The organism is Sporosarcina ureae, assembly GCF_029267015.1.
GTDB classification, from domain to species: Bacteria; Bacillota; Bacilli; order Bacillales_A; family Planococcaceae; genus Sporosarcina; species Sporosarcina ureae_D.
This window is the reverse complement of the sequence record NZ_JARIEA010000039.1, coordinates 1-7,735: the sequence shown is the minus strand read 5'-3', so window position 1 is coordinate 7,735 and position 7,735 is coordinate 1. Positions and strand designations below refer to the sequence as shown.

General features: G+C 38.6%; 8 protein-coding genes. 4 read left to right on the top strand and 4 right to left on the bottom strand.

Annotation, left to right across the window (positions count from 1 at the left end; translation table 11 throughout):
• From Q7P97_RS05730 to Q7P97_RS05720, 3 genes are all read right to left on the bottom strand, one after another.
• Positions 1-220, bottom strand: a 220-nt coding sequence (locus Q7P97_RS05730) for a choline/carnitine O-acyltransferase (RefSeq protein ID WP_303967794.1), incomplete at its 3' end; no start/stop codon positions are given.
• Positions 221-459: 239 nt separating this feature from the next.
• Positions 460-978 (bottom strand): hypothetical protein, encoded by a 519-nt coding sequence (locus Q7P97_RS05725; RefSeq protein ID WP_303967792.1) that lies wholly within the window; start codon positions 976-978, stop codon positions 460-462.
• 130 nt (positions 979-1,108) lie between these two features.
• On the bottom strand, positions 1,109-2,587 hold the full coding sequence (locus Q7P97_RS05720; protein ID WP_303967790.1) for an S-layer homology domain-containing protein: 1,479 nt from the start codon (positions 2,585-2,587) through the stop codon (positions 1,109-1,111).
• Between the two features lie 333 nt (positions 2,588-2,920).
• On the opposite strand from Q7P97_RS05720, the gene Q7P97_RS05715 reads away from it, so the two are divergent.
• The 4 genes from Q7P97_RS05715 (at position 2,921) to Q7P97_RS05700 (ending at position 4,938) form a co-directional block, all read left to right on the top strand.
• On the top strand, positions 2,921-3,340 hold the full coding sequence (locus tag Q7P97_RS05715; RefSeq protein ID WP_303967787.1) for an organic hydroperoxide resistance protein: 420 nt from the start codon (positions 2,921-2,923) through the stop codon (positions 3,338-3,340).
• A gap of 14 nt (positions 3,341-3,354) precedes the next feature.
• On the top strand, positions 3,355-3,831 hold the full coding sequence (locus Q7P97_RS05710; protein WP_303967785.1) for a glutathione peroxidase: 477 nt from the start codon (positions 3,355-3,357) through the stop codon (positions 3,829-3,831).
• On the top strand, positions 3,828-4,271 hold the full coding sequence (locus Q7P97_RS05705; protein ID WP_303967782.1) for a MarR family winged helix-turn-helix transcriptional regulator: 444 nt from the start codon (positions 3,828-3,830) through the stop codon (positions 4,269-4,271). Before Q7P97_RS05710 ends, Q7P97_RS05705 begins: the two co-directional genes overlap by 4 nt.
• Before the next feature lie 238 nt (positions 4,272-4,509).
• Entirely contained in the window at positions 4,510-4,938 is a 429-nt protein-coding gene (locus tag Q7P97_RS05700; protein WP_303967780.1) for a hypothetical protein, read from the top strand.
• A 505-nt stretch (positions 4,939-5,443) separates the two neighbouring features.
• On the opposite strand, the gene Q7P97_RS05695 is transcribed toward Q7P97_RS05700, so the two are convergent.
• The gene (locus Q7P97_RS05695) at positions 5,444-6,892 is read right to left on the bottom strand and encodes an S-layer homology domain-containing protein (protein WP_303967777.1); all 1,449 of its coding nucleotides are present in this window, start codon (positions 6,890-6,892) and stop codon (positions 5,444-5,446) included.
• Between the last annotated feature and the right edge of the window lie 843 nt (positions 6,893-7,735).

The following is a 7,735-nucleotide window of genomic DNA, read 5'->3' as shown; positions in this document are numbered from 1 at the left end:
CATCCAATTCGCATAATTTTTTTTGCAGTTTTTCTGCGTCTCCATCTACTTTGAAGAAATCGTTCACAACCTCCGTAGTTTCTTCAAGTTGTTTATCGTGTAAAAATGGTTCAACCCATTCAAGAAGTCGCTCTTTTGTACTCGTTAATGGCGGTATTGGTAAAGATGGCAATTCATTTTTGTAAGCAAATGTCTTTTTTATAATAATTATCCCCTTCATGATTCATTTCTAAGCGATTATCATTTTTAACGCTAAAAAGAAGATCGGGTTTCCAATCTTCTTTTCGAGCAATTTATTTATTGTTGTTTTTGCCTTCAATAAAATGGTTAGACCGAAATCAACTTTCAATCACGATATGCATTGATAGTAATTGTACATAGTAGATTTGTCAAAATCAAACATTGTAACATGTAGTAAAAGGATCTCACACAGGTACCTTATTCTAAAAGAACGTCTATTTATATTTTTGAATAGACGTCATTCATTTTATTTTCGAATTCCATATACTTCGTTTCATACCCTTCAAGATGTTCGCCGCTTGTCCCAAACTTCTCAATTAGTTCTGCTGCTGCCGTCTTTAGTTCTTCGAAGTCTTCAGTCATGCCAAGTTCTTCAATTTCTTCGTGGAAATATCCAATATACGTAATTGTCGATTCAGCAAGAAATTGTTCAGCATGCGCAAATTTCTCTCGATAGTCAGAGCCCTCTTTCATGTCATTTACGGTGCTTTCAACGAAACTTTTTATGCTTGAATATTCCGAGAAGAATGCATCTTCAAGGTCGTCGGTTTCTTCATTGAATTCGTTGATCATTGGTGGACGTTCCATTACTTCGACTTTTGACTCATTGTCTCGTGCCGGTTCGACTTTTTGCACTGGTGTATGGACTTGCTTCGTTTCTTCGTCATCCGTTCCACAACTCGCTAACAATAGCCCAAGGATAACAAACGATCCCAATGCATTATTCATCTTTTTCAATTCAAACTCCCCTTCCCTTTTTACTTTATCCTAACATATTCCTTGAAATTAAAAATACCTGCGCATGAAACTATCATGAATGGTTAAACACTCATGTTTGTTTCTTACACAGGTATCTTATTTATAAAACTTATCTATTACTTATATCCTCATGAACACTTACGTTCATAATAGAACCTAATGTTGTAACTCTCACGAACAAACCATTCCATTCATCTGTACACGTATATTCTTGGACACCACCACAAACATTTCTTTTTAGATAATGCTCATACTGGACGTAAATTGTGCCAGGTTTTTTTCCAGTAACTTTAAGTTTCAATGTTTTCGAACTGCTATCGCGAGTGATTTCTGCAATATCTTCTGCATGATCCCCTCTAAGTGTATATCCCCCTTCATACTCTGCTACTTCCTCATATACTACTGTTTTGTTTTCAAGTAACGTCTGAATATAATAATACACTTCAGAATCATGCGAAGTGGATATCATTCCATAACGGTCTATATCTCCATTCTTCCACCTTACCGTTACAATAAACTCACCCGGTTGGTCGATATAAATCTCAGCATAATTTGATTCATTCATTTTAAATGGAACTTGATCCACTATCTTTTTCCCATCCATTGTGGATAGAGATATATTTTCCACAATATGATGTTTATTATCTGACTTATACATGCTACCTAGCCCGACAGGAGTAGGCAGCATTGCCTTCGTTTCTTTCGTACTGATCTTAAGTTTTCCATCGGTCTTTTTAACAATAACCTCATACTTCTTAGTCTGGACTTCAGAATTTCCTACATTTGAATTATCGCGTACCGAGAGAATACTTTTCCCTTCCTTCAATGGGATTAGCTGTATTTTATCTTCAGTGTAGCCTTCTTTTCCTGGCACGTGAATCGCGTTAAAATAGCTATTTTTAGGATCCCATTGAACTATCTGAATAGCTTTCCATTTCAAATCGCTAGACTTAATAGTCATTATTTCTGGCTTCGCTTCTTCAGTCGTACGTAACATCTTTGCAGCTTGACCTCTTGTGATTGCTGTATTCGGACTATATGTTGTTGGTGTCGTTCCCGTAGTAATACCGAGTGTATAAATAATAAGAATGCTTTGACGGTGTGAGGCAGATGTTACGATATCCTTAAAGGGATCATTTGATTCAGAGTACGCATACCGCGGCAAATCAAACGCTTTTACAATAATAGAAGCCATTTGTCCACGTGTAATCGGATCATTCGGTCCATAACGCCCATCTCCGTAACCTCCAATGATTCCTTCCTTTGACATAGCTGCAATGGCTTTATAATAGCCATTCTTTGTTGAAACATCTTTATAGCCTGGATTTTTGACATTCTTCATATCCAAATTCGTCATCTTCGCGATAATCGCAGCTGCCTGCCCTCTGGTAATAGATCGGCTCGGTTTGAAAGTGCCATCGGGAAATCCTCCGATAATATTACGTTCTGCAAGTTCATTCACAGCTTGTGCAAAATGCTTGGTTGGCGCCACATCCGAAAACCTTTGCATCCCATTAGCAAAACTCGTAATCGGTAGACTGAATAAAAGTAACATCGTACAAATCACAGCAAATAGTTTTTTCTTCAATGAAACATTCTCCTCTCTTCTAACACATACTCATAAATCACCGTATAGACGGCAATTCCTCCAAAAAGTTTCAATTTTTTAAATTATTTTATGTTGGCGCCAAGTCTTCATACCACTCCAATTCCATTCACACTGATGATAGATACTTATGGGTGAAATATTCATGATCGTTTACACATTCACGTTTGTTTCTCACACCGGTAACTTATTTTCCATGCTTGCACATAAACAAATCCTTTTTATCGTGCATTCAGAAACAAAATCATTGCATCTCAAAATTAAATCGTATAAGATTTAATCGTACACAATATAAAAAGAAAAGAGGAATTTTTCATGAAACCACTATACGAAACGACGATTATTAACACAGGCGGACGCGATGGCTCTGTTTATTCACCAGATAATATATTCAATTTAGATGTAGCGAAGCCTGTAGCACTTGGAGGTGTTGTGTCTGGCGCCTCAAATCCTGAACAATTGTTTGCAGCTGGATATAGCGCATGTTTCAACAGTGCACTTGAAATTCAGTTAGATAAAGGAAAAGTAGAATATGCTAGTAGTGAAGTCATCGCAACTGTAGCACTCTATCCGGATAAAACAGATGGCGGTGTGAAACTAGGTGCCAAACTTGAAGTGACAATCGAGGGTGTGGATCAAGCAACTGCAGAAGAATATGCAAAGAAAGCACATAATTACTGCCCGTATTCTAAAGCACTCAACGGGAATGTCGAAGTAGACATTACAGTGAAATAAAAGGAGGAATTTACTTGGTATCGGTATACGATTTTGAAGTTAAAAAACCAAATGGCGAGATCTTGTCTTTGAAAGAGTATGAAGGGAAGCCTTTAGTCATCGTCAACACAGCTAGTAAATGCGGCTTTGCTCCACAATTCGGTGGTTTACAATCGCTATATGAACAATATAAAGACGATGGCCTGATGGTAGTCGGCTTTCCATGCGATCAATTCAATGACCAGGAATTTGATTCTATTGAAGAAACGACTGAATTCTGCCAACTGAACTATGGTGTTTCATTCCCAATGATGGCGAAAGTGAACGTAAACGGCGATGAAGCAGACCCATTATTCGATTACCTCACCACAGAGAAAAGCGGATTGCTATCGAAGAAAATCAAATGGAACTTCACAAAGTTCCTAGTAGATCGTAACGGACACGTCGTGAAGCGATACGCTCCCCAAACTGATCCTGCAAAACTTGCGGACGATGTGGAAAAGCTATTATGAAAAAAGACTTTTCTACACTAGATAAACAGCTCTGTTTTGCGGTTTATGAAACTGCAGGAGAGTTCACTAAACTATACGCCAGTGTCTTAAAATCATTCGGACTTACCTATCCTCAATACTTGGTCTTGCTTGCGTTATGGGAACATGACGAAATCACGATGAAAGAGCTCGGCGAACAAGTAGGCCTAGGCACAGGAACGCTCACACCAATGATTTCCCGTATGCAGGAAAAAGGTTGGCTACGCAAAGAACGTTCAGTTGAAGACGAACGCAAAGTTTTTGTCGCACTAGAGAAAAAAGCATACGACGAGAAAAATTCTATTATTGAACGAGTCAATGAAGAGATTCAATTGTGCAATATTGGGTTAAGTGAGTATGAAGAGCTTATGGTTCGATTAAATGAGTTGCAGGGGAAGTTGAAGGAGCGTATTAAGTTGTAATGAAGGTACTAGGTTCGCACATGATTCTAGATTTATTTAGAATTGATTCTGGGTTGTGTGGGGATCTGGTGCTTTTTTTGAATTTTTAAGGCACCTGTGCTTGAACCTTCATGATTGTTTCTCGCACAGGTACCTTATCTTGTTTTCAGCTACCCGAGTTGTGTTGGGACATGGTACCTTATTCAAATACAGGTAATTATGATACGATGAGGGCAGATAAAAAAGGAGTTTGATCATTATGAAAATTAATTTCACAAAAAAGCAGTTCAAACATCTACTCGACCTCGTACATTTAGGAGAATGGACAGCAAATTCCTCTCGTGAGTCAGATACATTAATCAAAGAATATGAAGAACTGTACCAATATATCAACTCGTTGGCAAAAGATTTTGGCTACGAGGAGATTATTGAATTCGATAAGAAACTGAATGAATACTTCCCCACGCAAGCCTATGAAAATGAATTGCAGCCGATCATTGAAGTGAATGACAATGAAGTGTTTTGGAACGAACTTTCAAGTAGACTAGCTACAAGAGATTTGGCAAATGAAAGAGTCGTCCCAAGGGATGCAGATGAGCAATTTAAACGCCTTCTTGATATTGAGCAACGTTATGAAGAAGAGTTTGTGGTACATGGATTGTCCCGTTTAATTCTCAAGAAAGATTGAGGAATGTGGAACGTGTAAAGGTACTAGGTCCACACACATCTCTAATTTAATTCAGAATTGTTTCTTATTTGAGTGGGGACCTGGCACCCTTTTAAATCTTACTTCCACTCTGCTGATACTTCTTCAAATAATTTATATTTTTGGGTATCTTCACTTTTGTTATATCCATCAACGCGCCAAAAGTACCTATTAAACTAGCAATCACCATTAAAGGTACCAGGTCCTCACACAACTTCAGCTTAATTCGGAAGTGTGTGTGAACCTGGCACCTTATTAGTTATAGATCTGCAGAACTGGTTAGTTTACTATATCTGCTATGACGTACGTATGCACAATCGGGCCAAGTGTCTCCACTGTCACAATCAATCTATCCCAATAGTACGTAGATTCTCCATCACCACCTAGATCGGTGCAAAAGCTATAACTGATCAAATTGTCATAGTCAATAGTAAAAGTTCCTGTTTTCTTTCCGGTCACTTTAAATTTAAGATTTTTAGAACTCTTGTCACGGATTTAATAAATCTACTCTGACGGTCGTATGCACAATCGGGCCAAGTGTCTCTACTGTCACAATCAATCTATCATAATAGTACGTAGATTCTCCATCACCTGGATCGCTGTCAAAGTTAAGACTGACCACATCGTCATAGTCAATAGTAAAAGTCCCTGTTTTCTTTCCGGTCACTTTAAATTTAAGATTTTTAGAACTCTTGTCACGGGTCACATCCGCAATATTCGCAGCATCTGCTCCATTGATCTTATACCCGCCTTTATATTGTGCAATTTCTTCATACTCAGCTGGGTTTTTTTCAACTAATAAATCGATGCCATAATACGCGCTTGATGTACTCTCTGTCGCAACGACTGCGTAACGCACTGTCCTCCCACTCTTCTCCTTCACCGTAGCGATAAACTCTCCCGGTTGCTCAATATACATTTCAGCAAGCTGTCGCTCATTCACTCTAAACCGCACATCGTCAGTTACTTTTTTGCCATCCCACGTAGAAAGAGAAATACTCTCTAGGCTCTTCATACTGCTTCCTAGCACTACCGGTGTAGACAAAATGGTTGTAGATTCTTTCAACGTGACCGTCAGCTTCCCGTCCACTTTTTTGACCAGCACCTCGTACTTTTTATGCTCGCCACTATCGATCTGACGACTGCCATCTAGTGTGATCAAGCCTTTGCCTTCTTTCAATGGGACGATTTGCACCTTAGCTTCCGCATTTCCTTCTCCAGGCACTTGATACACTTTGAAACTGTTGTCATTTGGATAAGTCCTTGCAGTCAAAGTTTTCCATTTCATGTCGCTCGCCCGGATTATTTTCATTTCAGGCTTAGCCTCTTCTGTTGTACGTAATAATTTTGCAGCCTGTCCTCTCGTAATCGCCGTGTTCGGGCTATACGTAGTTGGCGTTGTTCCAGTAGTAATCCCTAGTTTATAGAGAGTCTTAATATTATGCTGGTGTGAATATGAAGTAATAATATCTTTAAATGGATTTTCTAATTCCAAGTAACCATAATTCGGCAAATCAAAAGCCTTCACAATAATGGATGCCATCTGTCCGCGTGTAACCGGATCATTCGGACCGTAACGCCCATCCTCGTACCCTTTTATAATTCCTTTTGCAGACATTGCGGCGATAGCCTGATAATAACCGTTCCCTGTTGAGACATCTGTATATCCCGGATCTTTTACATTCGTTACGTCCAGGTTGACCATTTTGACAATAATTGCGGCAGCCTGCCCGCGTGTGATCAGTTCACCCGGCTTAAATGTGCCATCCGGATACCCTCCTATAATATTACGTTCCGCGAGATCATTAACAGCCTCCGCAAAATGCTTCGTTGCCGGCACATCAGCAAATATCTGATTGCTTGCGGCTGTACCCGATAATGGCAAGCTGCACGCAAGCAACAATGCGCCTACTATCGTCAGTACTTTTTTCATCATAATTCTCTCATCCTCTCTAAATTTCAGAATCTATTGTTGTAATCAGCGTATAGACGCGAGAATGGGGAAAAAGTTTCAAAATAAAATATCCACGCAAGAAATAAACATTCACGCTTGCTTGGCGCGGTTAGCTCTCACTTTAGCGCAGTCACATTCCAGAATAACGCGGTTTGATTTATTTTTAGCGCGATCTTACTCCTCATTCACTCCAATCAAAAAACCACCAGCAATGATCTGCTGGTGGTTACCCATATACAATAATATGTAGACGGTGGGAGTCGAACCGTTCTTTCTATAAAATACTATAATAGAGTGTTTACAAAGGATTTAAGCTAGCATTAAAATTGTTTGACTACGTTTTTGACTACGTTTGATTAAAATTAATAAAGGTACCAGGTCCTCGCACAACTTCAGTCCAATTCAGAGTTGTTTCTCATTTGTGTGGGGACCTGCTTTAAAGATACCTGTGCTTGAAAACTTCATGATTGTTTACACATTCATATTGATTTCTTGCATAGGTACCTTATTTCAATAAATACATCATTTTGATTTTACATACTCAAAATGATATTTTATTTCTTCTAAATCCTCGGATTTATTAAGAACTTTATAAATAGGGTTTTTTGAACGAGTTAAGAAATCCTTTCTTTCTAAATTATTGTATTCCTTTTGTTCTTCAGATATCAGGTAAAACTTTGGTTTCTTTATATAAAGTTCTTTTACGATCATTATTTCAATTGCTTGATCTTCACTCTCATTTCGTAAAGGTACCAGGTCCTCACACAACTCTAATTTAATTCAGAATTGTTTCTTATTTGAGTGAGGACCTGGTACCTTCTTTTG